Here is a 15,279-nt window from a genome sequence, read left to right as displayed (position 1 = left end):
CAATATGCAGCAAATTTCTTTTCCCATGGCGGTAAATCCCTTTACCGCCATCCAATCAATCACTCCCCCAATCTCTCCGCCAATCCCGAATAACGCTCGGTCTTTTTCCGCACCGCCTGTGCCAACAGGGCGCGATCGCCGTAGAGATCGAGGCGCGCCTTGGCGCGGGTGATGCCGGTATAGACCAGCTCGCGGGTCAACAGCGGGCTGGGGTTGTCCGGTAGTACCAGCACTGTATGGGCAAACTCCGAGCCCTGGGATTTGTGGATGGTCATGGCGTAGACGGTTTCGTGGGGCGGCAGCCGGCTGGGCAAGAGGGCCCGCAGGGTGCCGTCCGGCTGCTCGAACCAGACCTTGAGTCGCCCACTTTCATCGGGCAGGCAGAGCCCCATATCGCCGTTGTAGAGGCCGACCCCGTGGTCGTTGCGCACCACCATCACGGGGCGGCCCGCATACCAGTCGCCATCGCGGGCAATCAGCCCGGCCCGTGACAGGGCCAGTTCGAGGCGCTCGTTAAGCCCCTCGACCCCGAACGGGCCATCGCGCAGGGCACAGAGGATCTGGAAGCCGTTGAATGCCTTGAACACGGCGGCGGGTGCCTCCCCCGCACGGGCCGCCTTGAGGTAGCTGCCATAACCGGCCACCCCCTGGGCAATCAACTCGTCGTAGGCCTCCCCCGCCCAGGGGTGCAGGCTGATATCGCCAAATCCCATGCCCCAGACCGCCTCCACCGCCGCCGCATCGCCGCCATTGCAGGCGCGCGCCAGCTGGCCTATGCCGGAGTGCTGATCGAAGCGCCAGCTCTTGGAGAGCAAACAGAGGCTGTCGCGCACGCTTGCCCCAGCAGGCTTACCCTGCAGCCGGTAGCCGGTCTGGCGGGAGAGCCAATCCGCCTGGGCCGGGCTGATGCCCTGTTCGATAAAGCTGCAGATGTCGCCGAGCACGGCCCCCGCCTCCACCGAGGCGAGCTGATCCTTGTCGCCGAGCAGAATGAGACGGGCATGGCTTGGCAGCGCATCGAGCAGGCGTGCCATCATGGGCAGATCGACCATGGAGGCCTCATCCACCACCAGCAAGTCGAGGTGCAGCGGGTTGCCTTTGTGGTGGCGGAACTGGCTGCGCCCCGGAATGACCCCGAGCAGCCGGTGCAGGGTGCCCGCCTCGGTGGGAATGGCCTCCACCCACTCAGGGGGCAAGTCCAGCGCCTGCAGGGCAGAGCCGATACTCTCGGTCAGACGCGCCGCCGCCTTGCCGGTGGGGGCCACCAGCCGGATCGCCGGGGCCTTGCCCGCTTGCAGACCGGTCTCCACCAGAATGGCCAAGAGCTTGGCGACCGTGGTGGTCTTGCCGGTGCCGGGACCGCCGGAGATCACCGCAAAGGGGCGTGCCGCCGCCGTGGCCGCCGCCAGCTTCTGGCCGTTACAGCAGAGCGCCTCGGGCACCAGCGCATCCAGCTTGTTCAGGTCGTTTGCGGCCTGAGCACTGGCCAGCAGCGCCTCGATGGCAGGCCACTCCACTTCGTTCGGGAACACCAGATCCAGGTACTTCTCGATAAAGTGGCGTGCCGAGAAGTCGGGGGCGAGGCGGGCCTTGAGCAGGGCTGCGAACACCAGGCCGTAGTCGCGGGCAAAGAGGCGCGACAGGGCCGGGGCAATCTCCGGCCATTCGGCGCGCTCACTCAAGGCTCGCAGATGGCGGGCCACCCCTTGCTCGTGATCGTGGTAGCGGGTGAGGTAGAGACGGCCGTGCCAGAGCCGCAGCGGCCAGCGCGGGGCTTCCCCTTCATCTTGCTCGCCGCCAACCAGCGGGCTTGCCGCAAACAGGGCGGGCCAGCTCGCCGGATCCGCCAGATCGGCCAGCAGATCCCGGCCCTGATCCGGATCCAGCCCGAACGGGCGCAAGGATCCGGCAGATAACATCTCCAGCGGCAGACAGACGTGGCCACGCCCCAGCTCGAAGCAGGCGAGCGCCGCCCCCAGCACCAGCTCGGGGCCGCCGCCCAGATCGGCCACCAGCTTGGCAAATTGCAGATCCAGCTGGCGGATGCGCCCCGCCAGCGCCAGGGCCTTGAGCCGTTCGATCATGATTGCGCTCTTCATGCTTCTACCCCGTTATCCCATTCTTGTGCAGAGGCGGACGCCGCCCCCTCGCTAAACAGCCGATCCAGCCCCAACACCAGCTCACGGCTGGGGCGAGTATGGAAGATCCCCCCCTGCGGCATGCCGCGCAGGAACAGATAGAAGACGCCGCCAAAGTGCTGGTCGAAGTCGTAGCCCGGCAGACGCAGGGCGAGCAGCCGATGCAGCGCCAGGGAGTAGAGCTGGTATTGCAGGTCGTAGCGATGCTCCACCATGGCCTGCTCCAGCGCCGGCCGGCTGTAGTCGGCCGGGCTCATGCCGAGGTGGTTGGATTTGTAGTCGAGCAGATACCAGCGCCCCTGCCACTCGAACACCAGGTCGATAAAGCCCTTGAGCATCCCCTGCACGGTGGCGAAGCTGAGCGGCTTGTTGCCCCGCGACAGGGGGTCGTGCTGCTGGCAAAGCGCGGTCAGCGCAGGTGCCGTCACCCGCCCCATGGGCAGGAAGAACTCCAGCTCCACCTGCTTGCGCTCGGGGACCAGATCCCGCAGCCGTAACGGTTCGCCACTCTCTGCAAGTAACGCGGTTTCAAGCGGCGTATCCAGCACCGCCTCCACCTGCTGTTGCAGCACTTGGGCCCAGCTTTCGTCGAAGCCATCCTGCGCCAGCAGGGTGGCGATATGCTGTGCCAGCGGCTCGCCTGCGGCACTTTGAAAGTCGATGGTCTCGAACAGGCTATGCAGCAAGGTGCCGGGGCGCGCCCCCTTCGGGAAGGTGAAGATGGAGGGCTGGGGCGCCTGCACTGGCTCTTCGGCAGCCAGCGCCGCCGCCTCGGTGACCACCTCGTCATCGAAGCCGGGATTGGCGAGCACCCCCTTGCTGTGACCGTGGCCCTGGGCTGCCAGCCCAGAGTAGGAGCTGATCCACCAGTCCCGCTCAAGGGTGCCGCCAAAGCGGCGCACCCGGGGCTCACCCAGTTGCTCCTCTTCTGCCGGCAGCGGGGCCGGGCGGGTGAGCGAGGGCTCACCGACGGCCACCCCGGGCAGATCTTCAGCAAGCGCACTGAGGGCGGTGGCCAGGGTTGCGGCGTCCCCCTCTTCGCCCTTTTGCAGCAGGTAGCCGATGGCGGTCTGGTGCAGGTCGGTCTTCTCCGACTTGCCGTTACCGGAGCGCACCGGCGCCAGCCCCAGCCAGGTGGCGTAGACGCCCCGAGTCAGCGCCACGTAGAGCAGCCGCAGATCCTCGGCGAGGCGCTCCTTGTCGGCCTCTGCCAGGGAATCCTCGGCGCCGGTGAGATCGAGGATGGTGCGATTGCCCGCCTCATCGGCCTCGTGATAGAGCGGGGTGTCGGCGCTGCGGTGGCTGCAGATAAAGGGGAGGAACACCAGCGGGTACTCCAGCCCCTTGGATTTGTGGATGGTGACGATCTGCACCAGCTTGCGCTCGGACTCCAGGCGAAGTATCTGCTCCGCATCCTGGCCGCTCTGGCGGTTTACCGCCTCCCCCAGCCAGCGCAGCAGGGCGTATTCGCCGTCCAGCTCGCTGCTCACCTGCTGCAAGAGCTCCCCCAGATGGAGGAAGTTGGTCAGCCGCCGCTCCCCGTAGGGGCTCGCCAAAAGCGATGCGGCGAGATTGCGCCTGTGCAGCAGGGCCCGCAGCATGGCCAGCACGCCGCGCTTGTGCCAGACCTTGCGGTACTCCATAAACTCCTGCACCGCGCTCTCCCAGGCCCGCTCGTCACTGGCAAGCTCGTCGAGGGCCTTGGCGTCGAGATCGAACAGGCCGGTGGCAAGCGCCGCCCGCAGGCTCCTCTCCTCACTCGGGTTCTGGCAGGCGTGCAGAATGAGCAGGATCTCCCGCGCCTCCACCTGCTCCAGCACGCTCTCGCGATTCGACAGATAAACCGAGGCGATGGCGAGGCGTGCCAGCTCCTGCTGCACCAGCTTGCCCTCGGCGCCAGTGCGCACCAGCACGGCGATATCCCCGGCTTTCACCGGCTCGCTGCCGATCAGCGCCTTGCCCTCCCGGGCCAGGGTCAGTAGGCGGTGGATCTCCGCCGCCGTGGCGCGGGCCATCTTGCTCTGGTAATCCCCCCGGTTGAAGGTGGGCTGGCCGGTGAGCTGCCAGCAGTGCAGCACGGGGGCGGTTTCGCCCTCCAGCAGTAGCGCCTTGCTCTTGCCCTGCGCCTCCACCGGCAGGAAGGGAATATCCGCCTCGTAGATAAAGGGATCCTTGGCCCGCTCGAACAGGCCGTTGACCGCCGCCACCAGGGCGCCGCTGGAGCGCCAGTTGCGCCCCAGGGTGTAGTGGGCGCTTACATTTCGCCGCGCCTGAATGTAGGTGAAGATGTCGGCGCCGCGAAAACCGTAGATGGCCTGCTTGGGGTCACCGATCATCAGCAGAGCCGTGTCTTTATGGCCGCCGTAAAGCCGGTGGAAGATACGGTACTGCTGGGGGTCGGTATCCTGGAACTCATCGATCATGGCGACCCGGTAGGTGGCGCGAATGCGCTCGCAGAGCCGCTCACCCAAGCTGGAGCCCAGCGCCCCGTCGAGGTCTTTGAGCAGATCGTCGAACGAGAGCTGATGGGCCTGCCGCTTGCTAGCCTGCATCCGGCTGCGCACCACCACGGCGGCCCGCTGCAGGATAAGGTCACGGATGCCGGGACGGCTCGCCAGCAGCGAGTCGATCTCGCTGAACAGCGGCAGGGTGGGCACCGCCTTACCCTTGCTGAGCTTGGCTTCCAACGTTGTCTGGCCAAAGCGCTCGAGATCCTTTGGCAGGGTATAACCACTGCTCGGGTCCTGTGCCCAGTCGCCAATTTTGGCTAACCAGCCTTCATAATTTTTGCCGGTATAGAGCTTGATTTGCCCCTCTGTTTGGCGGCGGATCTCGTCCTGCTGAGCAAGCCACTCGCTCTTCACCGCCTCAATGCGGGCCATGGCAGCCTGATGGCGGGCAGCCAGGGTCTCGTCCCCCGCCGGCGGGCGTATCTCCAGCTCACTGTTGTCGAGCCAGCCGTTCATCTCCCGCAGCAGGGCCGCCGGGCTTGGCCAGAGCGCGCGCACCGCGCTGGCCAGGGTTTTATCCACCGGATAGAACTCGGCGCGCCAGTAGTCGCTCACCGCCTGCAGCCTGAGCTGGCTGTCATCGGTGAGAAATTCGGTTTCGAAGAGGGCGCCCGACTCGAAGGCGTTCTGTTTCAGCATCCGCTGGCAGAAGCCGTGGATGGTGAAGACGGCCGCCTCGTCCATCTGCCGTTCGGCGGCCAGCAGGCGACGGGCCGCCAGCTCGTGATCCTCCACCTCCTCCAGCAGCTGGGCCAGCAGGGCATCGCCGCTTTGCCCGCGCATAAAGGCGAGGCGCGCCTCGTGGATGCGACCGCGGATCCGCCCGCGCAGCTCGGCGGTGGCCGCCTCGGTAAAGGTCACCACCAGGATCTCGGTCACCGACAGGGGCCGCTCGTGGGCGCTGGGCTGACCGGCGTCTTCCCCTTCTTCAATGAGCGGGCCGTGGCCCAGCAAGAGGCGCAGATAGAGGCCGGCGATGGTGTAGGTCTTGCCGGTGCCGGCAGAGGCCTCGATCAGCCGCTCGCCATAGAGGGGAAAACGCAGGGTATTGAGCGGATTGGCCATTATTGCAACTCCTCCAGCGCCTTGATCAGCGGGGTCAGGTGTTCGCGGGCCAGCGCCTGCAGCTGGGCCAGCACCTCGTCATCGAGTTCCGGGAAGCAGCGGGCGACGTAGACGTCCTGCCCCTCCCCCGTCACCATGTAGCCGCCGTTGAAGCGGGCGAGGGCCGCCTTGTCGGCGGCCTCCGGTTTCTCCGGATCCTTCTCGATCCCCTTGATCCACTCCCAAGCGGTGCTGGGGAAAAACGGCAGCGGCCGCTTCATCCCCTGCATCCAGAGCGCCACCAGGGCCGCCAGTTTTGGCCGCGCCTCGTCAGCCGCAAGCCTGGGCAGGCGCAGGCTCTGCTTGGCGTCGAACAGCAGGGTGTCGCCGGGGGCATCACTCAGGGAGAGGCAAAGGTGCTGGATCCAGCCCAGCAGCAGATCCTTGCCGTTGAAGCTGCCGGGTTTGACCACCAGCAAGCGCCCCTTCTGGGTGTCGATCCACCCCTGCAACTGGCCCTGGGTCAGGGAGATATCGATCTCCACCGCCTGTTTGTCCGCCTCACTGGCCGCCACCCAGGGGCGCAGGCGCGCCGCCAGCTTGCCCATCTCGGTATCCAGATCGTCCAGCAGCAGGCTGCCGAACCAGCCCTGGGGCAGCAGGCCGGAGAGCTGCAGGCGCTGGCGGCGCTCCTCGCTCTCCCCCTGTGCCAGATGGGCATCGAGCAGCAGCGCCTTGAGCTGGTAGTGCTGCAGGCCGTCCAGCTCGAACGGTTCGCTGTCCTCGATCTCGGCCTCGTCCAGCTCGAACCACACCTTGAGGCGGCGATTGAGGAAATATTTGGCGGGCTGGCGATAGAAGCGCAGCAGCTCCGCCAGCTCCAGTCCCTGCTCCTTGCCCCCCCCTTTGTTCCAATCTGGCGGCAACGGCAGCTCGCCGCTCTGGAAGTTGGCGGCCCCGCGCTGCGGGCTCAGGGCCGGCAGCCAGTCGGCGGCATAGGTGAAGAGGCCAGAGCCTGCCTCTGGATAGAAGTAGCTACGGCTGTAGGGGGTGAGCGGGTGTTCGACGATCAGGTGTTCGAGCAGCCGCCTGCCGGAGGTCTCGTCGTCGAGGCCCTCATCCCCCGCCAGCACGAAGCCCTGGCGCACATAGTCGATGAGTTCGGCCAGCAGCACGGAAGGCACCTTCTCGCTGTTGTCCTGGGCACTGAAACCCTGATAGCTGATGTAGAGCCCCTGCTGGGCGCTCAGCAGCGCCTCTAGGAAGAGGTAGCGGTCGTCGTCGCGGCGCGAGCGATCCCCGCGCCGGCCGGCCACCGCCATCAGGTCGAACCCCATGGGGGGCAGGGTGCGCGGGTAGACGCCGTCGTTCATGCCGAGCAGGCAGACCTGCCGGAAGGGGATGGAGCGCATCGGCATCAGGGTGCAGAAGTTGACCTGACCGGCGAGGAAGCGCTGGCTGGAGCGGGACTCCCCCAGCACGCTGCCGAGGTAATCCTGCAGCAAATCGGCACTGATGGGCTGCTCGAAGCGGGCCTCGCCAAGCTGGGCGAGCCAGTCCGCCAGCTGGCTGCGAATAAGCTGCAGCTGGCGCTCTTCATCCTCGTCCGCCTGATAGAAGCGCTCCAGCAGTTCGTTGAGGCAGGCGATCCACTCGGGCAGCGACTGCGCCTGTTGCAGGCGGGGCAGAAATTCCGCCAGGGAGTCGACGAACCAGGCGAGCTTGCCGAGGGCCAGCCCCTGCTGCCCCTCGATATCGGCGTAGGGCAGGATCCCCGCCACCGGTTCGCCATCCCCCATGGCAAAGCCGAGCAGCATGCGGCGCAGGCCGAACAGCCAGCTGTTGCCAGAGAGGCGCGGCAGATCGAAGCGCTCCGGGTAGCCGTCATCCAGCCCCCAGCGGATGCCGGTCTCTTGCACCCAGCGTCGCAGCTGGTTGAACTCGTCGTCATCGAGATCGAAGCGGCGCAGCACGGCGGGCACCTCGAGGATGGCGAGCAGCTCGCCGGCCCCCAGCCGGGCGTTGGGGAGTCTCAGCAGGGCGAGGAAGCTCTGCAGCAGCGGGCTCTCCTGACTGGCCGCCCGATCGGACACCGCGAAGGGGATCTGGCCTCTCGCCCCGAACACCGCCTGGATGTAGGGGCCGTAGCTGTTCACATCCGGCATCATCACCACCACGTCTTTCGGGGTGAGGGTGGGATCTTGCTCGAACAGCGCCAGCAGGCGGTCGTGCAGCACCTCGAGCTCGCGCATCGGGCCGTGACAGGCGTGGATCTGCAGGGATCCATCCGCCGGGCTGATGGGGCTTTTGTGGTGGCTGCTGTCGAGATCGAACTGACCGGCGCCCCGTTCGGCCAGCTCCAGCACATCCTGCTGGATGGCGCGCAGCAAGCTGGTGTCGTCGATATCGACGAAGGCCTCGATCTGCGGCACCTCCAGCTCCATCAGCTGGTGCAGGTAGTCGCGCCCCAGCTTGCCCATGGAGGCGAGCAGCGGGTTGGCGGGGCCCTGCAGGGTGTCGAGATCGGTGCCGGGTTTGAGCTTGTTTTCGAGGCGCGCCAGGGTCTTGCGATCGAGCAGGTCACCCCAGTAGTAGCGGCAAGGGTTGGTGACGAACAGATGCACCTCCACCTCATCCCGGCTGCCGAGGGCCAGCAGCGCCTCCACGTAGCGCGGCGGCAGCGCCGAGATACCGAACACGAAGACCCGCCGGGGCAGCGTGCCCGGCAGCTCCGGGGTGCGCTCCAGCTCGTGGATAAACTCCTCGTAGAGGTTGGCGCGGTGGTAGCCGCTTGGGCCCAGCGCCAGGGTGCGGGCCACCAGCTCGCGCCAGAGCTCCGGCTGCCAATCCTGACCGCTCACCCCGGCCAGCTCCTGGCTAAACCCTTCCCCCTGTTCCCAGCGGGCGATCCAGTCCGGCCGATAGACCAGATACTGGTCGAACAGATCTGCCACCTTCTGGCAGAGCTGCCACAGCCGCACCTGCTCGGGATCCTGCACGGGATCCGCGTCATCCCCGCCCAGATAGGCGGCCAGCGGCGCAAAAACGGGGCGATCGAGCAGGGCGGGCAAGATGGTCATCAGCTGCCAGCTCATGGAACCCTTGTTGTAGGGACTCTGGCGCGGCACGTCCGCCAGCACCCGGGTGAACATCTCCCAGATAAAGCTGGCGGGCAGCGGAAAGTCGATATTGGCGGCAATGCCGAAGGCCTTGGCCAGCTCCAGCTTGAGCCACTGGGCCATGCCCGGGCTCTGCACCAGGATCTGCTCGCGCTCGAAGGGGTGAGCGAGGGGGATCTGCCGGATGCGGCTCACCAGCAACTCTTTGAGCAGATCCAGCTGATTGGAGTGGTAGAGGGTAAACATGGGCAATTCCCGCCAGTGCAAAAGAGGGGTCAGCGCGGGAAAACCTCAAGGATCCCCGTCACGTCACAGGTATCGGGATTGTCGGGGATCGGGGGATAAGATGCAAAAGGCGCTTGTTGTCGCCGATCACATCGCCCATCTGCCGCAGGCAAATGTGGCGGGCATAAAAAAGCCGGTGCAACTGCACCGGCCAAAAGGCGTTGGAAAACTCGAGCCTGCGGGGTTTACCAGTTCTTGCCGAGGCGAGCATCCAGGCTGAAGGCCCCTGCACCGGCCGCCGCCAGGGCCAGGAAACCACCGGCCACGGAGACGTTCTTCATGAACATCAGCATCTGCATCTGGTCGGCAGGCTGATAGTGGAAAATAAAGGCGGCCATCAGGGTGAAACCGGCCATCAGCACGGAGAGGCTGCGGGTAAACAGGCCCAGCATGATGGCGAGGCCACCGCCCAGCTCCAGCAGGATCACCAGCGGCAGGATGAAACCGGGCACGCCCATGGCTTCCATATACCCCTGGGTACCGGCGTAACCGCCGATCTTGCCCCAGCCCGCAATCACAAACATCAGAGCCAGCAGTACGCGACCCACCAGCAGTGCCAAATCTTTCATCTTGTCCATTTCAATATCCTCGTTTTGCGTCACATCACCGCTGACTGCTTCAGGGTAGGTCAAATAACAGGGCTTGGCTGGCACTCGCGGCCACCAGATCCCATTTGGGCTCATCACGACTGAGTACCCCGTCGCCGGGTCGGGCAGCCAGACCGTTGGCGGCAAGCTCCCCTGAAATCATCTGCAGGTAACCGTGTCGGCCGGCCAGCTCCCAGGTGAGGCTCTCACCCGGTTCAAGCTGCAACCGCCAGACGCGGGCCTGCTGGCGGATCCTGAAGGATCCTGCTTCGCCATCCGGTGACGCCACCAGCGTCATGCCCGGATTGGCTTCAATCTTCTTCTGCTGATAACCGGGTGTCGTGCCGTGTTCGTTCGGCTCGATCCAGATTTGCAGCAGGGAGAGCGGCTCGGTCTGCGAGGGGTTGTACTCGCTGTGCCGGATGCCGGACCCCGCACTCATCAGCTGGAAATCCCCCGCCGGGATCTGCTCGGCATGGCCGAGGCTGTCCTTGTGCTCTATGGTGCCTTGCAGCACGCAGGTCAGAATTTCCATGTTGGCGTGAGGGTGGGTCGCGAAACCGCCACCCGGCGCCACCAGATCCTGATTGATGACCCGCAGCACTGAATGCCCCATCCAGTCCGGGTCGTAGTAGTGCCCGAAGGAAAAGCTGTGGCGCGCATCCAGCCAGCCGAAGTTGGCCTTGCCGCGCGCTTCTGCGGCTCTCAATTTCATCATGGTGTGCTCCTCACGTACCGATACGGTTGATTAACGCTGTTTGCCGCTACCGATGCCGAACGGAATGCGGTAGTCGCTGCTCTGCTCACCCAGGCTCACGGTCAGGTTGCCCTGGGTGCGGCTCGGGATCTGGACCTGCTGGCTGCCCATCAGGTTGGCGTGGACGGAGGCAACCAGGTCGCCAGACTCGTCACGCACTTCCAGCATGGGGTTGCCCTTGCCTTCCACCGCGGCGGTGGCGTGCCAGTTTACAAACAGCACGCCCGGGGCGGCGTTGAGGTCAGCCGGGACGGAAGCCTGAGCAAAACCTGCGGTCATCAGGCCTGCAACGGCCAGCATCTTGATTACGTTTTTCATGTTCATTCACTCTCTTGGTTTTATGTCATTGCCAAGGCCGCTGTGGCCAGAATCAATGCATCCATGCAAGAGGTCATTCAAATAGTGTGTTGTTCTTTCACCGAAGTCAGACGCCCTGATTGAGGGGGTCACAGTCTGGAACTACCCGTATATTTGGCTGCTTGGCGCTCCTGCCTAAGCGTTGATTGAATATTAAAGACACTTGGCCTAACTTGTTAGCGAGATAAACTGGCAAACATGTTCAAAAAAATTGAAGGCAATTTATGGCCAAGGAACTGAACAAGGAACGGGCGCTGACCCTGGAAGCCATCCGGGTGCTGGATGCCATCGACCGCCGCGGCAGCTTCGCGGCGGCAGCCGACGAACTGGGCAAGGTGCCCTCGGCGCTGAGCTACACGGTACAGAAGCTGGAAGACGAGCTGGACGCCATGCTGTTCGACCGCAGCGGCCACAGAACCAAGTTCACCCCGGCCGGCCGCATGCTGCTGGAGCGCGGCCGGATTCTGCTGGAGGCGGCCGAGCATCTGGTGGGCGAGACCCGGGCGCTGGCCCGCGGCTGGGAGACCGACATCACCATCGCCGTCGATGCGCTGGTGCCGCTGCAGGCGCTCTACCCGCTGGTGGAGCGGCTGGCCGAGCTGACCGATACCCGACTGCGGCTGCGGGCCGAAGTGCTGGCGGGCAGTTGGGAGTGTCTGGAGGATGGCCGGGCCGACCTGCTCATCTCCTCCCTCAATCCCGACATCATGATGACCGGCATCAAGCACCAGCCGCTGCAGGAGGAGGTGATGCTCTACGTCGCCCACCCGGATCACCCCCTGCACCAGGAGCCCGAGCCCCTGGCAGACGATACCCTGCGCCGCTACCGGGCCATCGCGGTGGCCGACACGGCGCTGCGCAAGCCGGTACTCACCTATCGTCTGCTCGACAAGCAGCCGCGGCTGACCGTCAGCACCATGGGCGAGAAGCGCGACGCCCTGCTGGCGGGGATCGGGGTCGGCACCATGCCGCTGAGCTGGATTGAAGAGGACATCCGGGCCGGACGGCTCAAGGTGATCGGCCCCGAGTATCGCCACCAGATCCAGGTGGTGCTGGCCTGGCGGCGCGACACCATGGGCAAGGCCAAGAGCTGGCTGATCCGGGAGATACCCAAGCTGTTTCCCTGCAAGGGGGAATAAATGTCTGCCGCGCGAGGGCGGCGGCGCAGGAAGTGCCGAAACTGAGCCCCTGTCTTGACGGCGGGCTCAGATTCTAGGAAAAGAAAAAAGCGGCCCTCTTGCGAGTTCCGCTCAATGCCAGGAAAGAATAAAAAACCTTGCGGTTTAAAAAACCCTTAAATTGGAAGCAAACAATCGATTTCTCAACCAGGAAGGTCTTGAATCCGATTCGTTTTGAATTATGCGCGATGTTTTATGCGCCACCAGCAAAATGTTGAACGGTTGAAGGATATGCACCGCAGAGTATCACTATCTGCAACCTTCGAGCGCGACTGGTCTGGCCATTTCAATCGATTAGGTCGGGTTTGTTTCCTCTGGTTTTTTAAAGTGTCAATATCTGAGCCCACAACGACAAAAGAACTCAATTTCTGACACAACATAAAAATGCAGATAAAGGAATAGTTGCATGACCTACAGCCAGACCCTGGCCAACAATATTCTCGACACCCTGAAGAAGACCCTGACCGACAAGGGGATCCGCTATCAGACCCTGGCAGAAGCCATGGGGGTCTCCATCGCCACCGTCAAACGGATGATGAACAAGCCCTCCCTGCCGTTCGACACCCTGCTGGAGGTGTGCCACTTGGTGGGGCTCTCATTCGAGGAGCTGCTGGACCGCACCCAGGACGCCCAGAGCCGGCGCGCCGTCTTCACCCAGGAGCAGGACGAGGCGTTCCACAGGGAGCCCGGTCTCTACGCCTTTCTCGCCAACATCTTCTGGCGCGACAAGACGTTAATCGATCTCAAGCGTGAGTACGGCCTGACCGATGCCTCCTGCTACCTCTACCTGCGCAAGCTGGAGAAGCTCGGCATCCTGCAGCTCGGCATCGACAACAGTTACCACTTCCTCATCAGCGAGCGGATCAGCTTCGAGCAGCACAGCCGCTTCGCCCGCCAGCAGGCGCGCCAGGCCATGTCGGTGCTGGGGGACTATCTGGTGGAGAACATGCACAGGCCCAACAACTACATGGCGCTGTGTCAGCTCCATCTGGACGAGAGCGAGGCGATGGCGCTGATCGAGCGGATGAAGGAGTACTGGCACCAGGAGCTCAAGCTCAACCGCCCCGCCATCGGCCAGCGGGAGGGCAGCAAGACCTACACCATGTCGCTGCAGCTGGCCGACTGCGGCTATCAGAGCTTTGACGATCTGATCCCCAATATCGACAACTGATCCCGGCGGATCCCGCGGGATCCGCTCCCCCTCCTTTCCTCACAGGCATGGCCCGCCAGGACACGCCGGATCACCCCTGATCCACGAGCCGGGTTTGCGGCAGCTTGCCTGCGAGGGGCTGCAATGCTCGCGTATCGAGGTGAATGCGGATGGCATCCGGCCGCCAGTGCTCGATGTCGCAATCCACCAGCGCTCCCCGCTCGTCGTAGTTGACCCGCACCAGCCGCAGCACGGCGCTCCCCTCCGCCAGATTGAGGGAGCGGGCGATGGCGCCGCGCGCCGCCGAGGGGGTGATCTCGAGGCTCGCCCCACCCTGGCCTATGCCATATCGCTCCCGATAGAGCTCGGTGAGGGAGCTGGCCAGTGGCGCGCTGGCGATATCGGGAAACCGGCTGGCCAGCAGGTGGTGGCTGACGTGCAGCACGGGGCGGCCGTCGATGAGGCGCAGGCGGCGGATTTCATAGATCGGGGTGAAAGGCTCCAGCCCCATCCAGCGGCACAGCTCGCTGCTGGCCAGCTCGCCGCCGTGGGCCAGCACCCGGGTCTCGGCGGTGCGCTGCTGCTCGCCGATCCACTGGTGAAAGTGGGTGTGGATGGCGGGGTCGTAGGTGAGGCGGGGCGGTGCCACGAACCAGCCGCGCCGCTCAGCCCGGTAGATGAGGCCATCCGCCTCGAGACTGGAGAGCGCCTCCTTGATGGTGATGCGGGTGGTGGCGAAGCGCTCGCTCAGGGCCCGCTCGGCGGGCAGCTGCTGCCCCGCCCCCAGCTGGCCGCTGCCGATATAGCGGCGCAGGGTCTGGCAAATCTGTTCACACTTGGAGGCGCGGCCATCGGCCACTGCCCGCTCGCTCAATCTCGGTTCGATCACGCTCATCTTCCTGTCGATCATCCTGGCTGCTGTGGCTGACTCAACTCTCGCTGGAGTAGTCCAGCCTCACTCGGATTGAGAGTTGTAACCGTGCAGGATGACAGCGCCATGACAGGGCGATTGTCATCAAACTGCCATCAAAGCGCCCCGCCACCGTCATATTTCCCCTCTAGCATCCCTCTCGAACCTTAACTGACCTAGTCCAGAGGGATGGAATGATGAAAAGCGTGATCGCAAGTGCACTGGCCCTGGTGGCCATCAGTCAGCCACTGTTTGCCGCCGAGAACATCGCGGATCTCGAAAAGGCCGCCCGCGGTGAAGGCCAGCTCAGCAGCGTCGGCATGCCGGACAGCTGGGCCAACTGGAAGGATACCTGGCAGCAACTCGGCAGCATCTACGGCATCAAGCATCAGGACACCGACATGAGCTCGGCCCAGGAGATCGCCAAGTTCGCCGCCGAGAAGGGCAACGCCACCGCCGACATCGGCGACGTGGGCGGCGCCTTCGGCCCGGTGGCGGTCAAGCAGGGAGTCACCCAGCCCTACAAACCCTCCACCTGGGCCGACATTCCGAACTGGGCCAAGGATGCGGATGGTCACTGGATGCTGGCCTATACCGGCACCATCGCCTTCCTGATCAACAAGGATCTGGTCAAGGCGGCCCCCACCAGCTGGCAATCCCTGCTGGGCGGCGACTACAAGGTGACCCTGGGTGACGTGGGTGTCGCCTCCCAGGCCAACAACGGCGTGCTGGCGGCGGCCTATGCCACCGGCGGCAGCGAGAAGAACCTCAAGCCTGCGCTGGAGCTGTTCGGCAAGCTGGCCCAGCAGGGCCGTCTGTCGCTGAACGACCCCACCATCGCCAACATCGAGAAGGGCGAAGTGGAAGTGGGGGTGCTGTGGGACTTCAACGCGCTCAACTACCGCGACCAGATCGACCCCAAGAAGTTTGATGTGGTGATCCCGAGCGACGGTTCCGTCATCGCCGGCTACACCACCATTATCAACAAGTGGGCCAAAAACCCCAACGCCGCCAAGCTGGCGCGGGAATACATCCTCTCCGACGCCGGCCAGATCAACCTGGCGCGCGGCTACGCCCGCCCCATCCGCAGCAACGTGACCCTGCCGGATGACGTCAAGGCCAAGCTGCTGCCGGCCGAGCAGTACGCCAATGCCAAGCCGGTCCAGGATCACGCCGCCTGGGAGCAGAGCTCCAAGGCACTGCCGCGCCAGTGGCAGGAAACCGTCATGATCAACATGCAGTAA

The 15,279-nt window shown here is 64.6% G+C and carries 10 protein-coding genes; 3 read left to right on the top strand and 7 right to left on the bottom strand.

Annotated features, from left to right (window positions below):
- Window positions 1–59: 59 nt before the first annotated feature.
- The 6 genes from recD to PG897_RS17945 all read right to left on the bottom strand — a co-directional run bounded on the left by recD (window position 60) and on the right by PG897_RS17945 (window position 10,764).
- Entirely contained in the window at window positions 60–2,099 is a 2,040-nt protein-coding gene (recD, locus tag PG897_RS17970; RefSeq protein WP_201885377.1) for an exodeoxyribonuclease V subunit alpha, read from the bottom strand.
- A complete protein-coding gene (gene recB, locus PG897_RS17965; protein WP_201885378.1) occupies window positions 2,096–5,713 on the bottom strand; it encodes an exodeoxyribonuclease V subunit beta in 3,618 nt (1,205 codons plus the stop codon). Before recB ends, recD begins: the two co-directional genes overlap by 4 nt.
- On the bottom strand, window positions 5,713–9,057 hold the full coding sequence (recC, locus tag PG897_RS17960; RefSeq protein ID WP_254196763.1) for an exodeoxyribonuclease V subunit gamma: 3,345 nt from the start codon (window positions 9,055–9,057) through the stop codon (window positions 5,713–5,715). The genes recB and recC overlap by 1 nt, the downstream gene beginning before the upstream one ends.
- A gap of 224 nt (window positions 9,058–9,281) precedes the next feature.
- Complete coding sequence (locus tag PG897_RS17955; RefSeq protein WP_024941255.1) at window positions 9,282–9,674, bottom strand: DoxX family protein; 393 nt, start codon at window positions 9,672–9,674, stop codon at window positions 9,282–9,284.
- Between the two features lie 40 nt (window positions 9,675–9,714).
- Window positions 9,715–10,401, bottom strand: coding sequence for a pirin family protein (locus PG897_RS17950; RefSeq protein WP_042006079.1), 687 nt, complete (start codon window positions 10,399–10,401; stop codon window positions 9,715–9,717).
- A gap of 30 nt (window positions 10,402–10,431) precedes the next feature.
- Window positions 10,432–10,764, bottom strand: coding sequence for a hypothetical protein (locus PG897_RS17945; protein WP_011707661.1), 333 nt, complete (start codon window positions 10,762–10,764; stop codon window positions 10,432–10,434).
- Window positions 10,765–11,021: 257 nt separating this feature from the next.
- Between PG897_RS17945 and PG897_RS17940 the strand changes: the two genes are divergently transcribed.
- The gene (locus PG897_RS17940) at window positions 11,022–11,936 is read left to right on the top strand and encodes a LysR family transcriptional regulator (protein ID WP_010635876.1); all 915 of its coding nucleotides are present in this window, start codon (window positions 11,022–11,024) and stop codon (window positions 11,934–11,936) included.
- A gap of 445 nt (window positions 11,937–12,381) precedes the next feature.
- Entirely contained in the window at window positions 12,382–13,146 is a 765-nt protein-coding gene (locus tag PG897_RS17935) for a helix-turn-helix domain-containing protein (protein ID WP_005306152.1), read from the top strand.
- Window positions 13,147–13,216: 70 nt separating this feature from the next.
- Here the strand turns inward: PG897_RS17935 and PG897_RS17930 are convergent, their stop codons facing one another.
- Window positions 13,217–14,035 carry a UTRA domain-containing protein gene (locus PG897_RS17930; protein WP_201882888.1) on the bottom strand — a complete coding sequence of 273 codons (819 nt, stop codon included), beginning with the start codon at window positions 14,033–14,035 and terminating at the stop codon, window positions 13,217–13,219.
- A gap of 197 nt (window positions 14,036–14,232) precedes the next feature.
- Between PG897_RS17930 and PG897_RS17925 the strand changes: the two genes are divergently transcribed.
- On the top strand, window positions 14,233–15,279 hold the full coding sequence (locus PG897_RS17925) for an ABC transporter substrate-binding protein (RefSeq protein ID WP_005306158.1): 1,047 nt from the start codon (window positions 14,233–14,235) through the stop codon (window positions 15,277–15,279).

This window comes from Aeromonas sp. QDB20, assembly GCF_027707805.1.
In the GTDB taxonomy this organism is placed as follows: Bacteria; Pseudomonadota; Gammaproteobacteria; order Enterobacterales; family Aeromonadaceae; genus Aeromonas; species Aeromonas dhakensis.
The sequence above is the reverse complement of the archived record's forward strand: the minus strand, read 5'-3'. Positions and strand labels throughout refer to the sequence as shown.